Source organism: Polaromonas sp. AER18D-145 (assembly GCF_002379095.1).
GTDB lineage: Bacteria > Pseudomonadota > Gammaproteobacteria > Burkholderiales > Burkholderiaceae_C > Polaromonas.
Genome location: NZ_NBZV01000123.1, coordinates 1 through 527 on the forward strand (window position 1 = coordinate 1; position 527 = coordinate 527).

The 527-nt window shown below is 63.0% G+C and carries 1 protein-coding gene; it reads left to right on the forward strand.

Annotated features, from left to right (window positions below; all coding sequences use genetic code 11):
* Positions 1-527 (forward strand): ABC transporter ATP-binding protein (locus B7G52_RS23135; protein ID WP_096699993.1); only part of this gene is annotated, 527 nt, incomplete at both ends.

A 527-nucleotide genomic window follows, 5' to 3' on the forward strand; every position in this document is an offset into this window, starting at 1 on the left:
TCGCGCAAGGGCTCGATCCGCATCAACGGTGAAGAAACCATCAAGCTGGCGCCGCACAAGGTGGCGCACATGGGCGTGGGTTACTGCCCCGAAGAACGCGGCATCTTCGCCAGCCTGACCGCCGAGGAAAACCTGATGCTGCCGCCCACGCTGGCACCGGGCGGCATGAGTATCGAAGAAATCTACGGCATGTTTCCCAACCTGAAAGAGCGCGCGTCCAGCCCCGGCACACGCCTGTCGGGCGGCGAGCAGCAGATGCTGGCGGTGGCCCGCATCCTGCGCACCGGCGCGCGCCTGCTGCTGCTCGACGAAATCTCAGAGGGCCTGGCGCCCGTCATCGTGCAAAAGCTCGCCGAGATGATTCTGACGCTCAAGGCCAAGGGTTACACCATCGTGCTGGTCGAGCAGAACTTCCGCTTCGCCGCGCCACTGGCCGACCGCTTTTACGTGATGGAGCACGGCACCATCGTGAAACAGTTTGCCCAGAACGAGCTGACCCAGAACATGGGCATGCTGCAGGAATACCT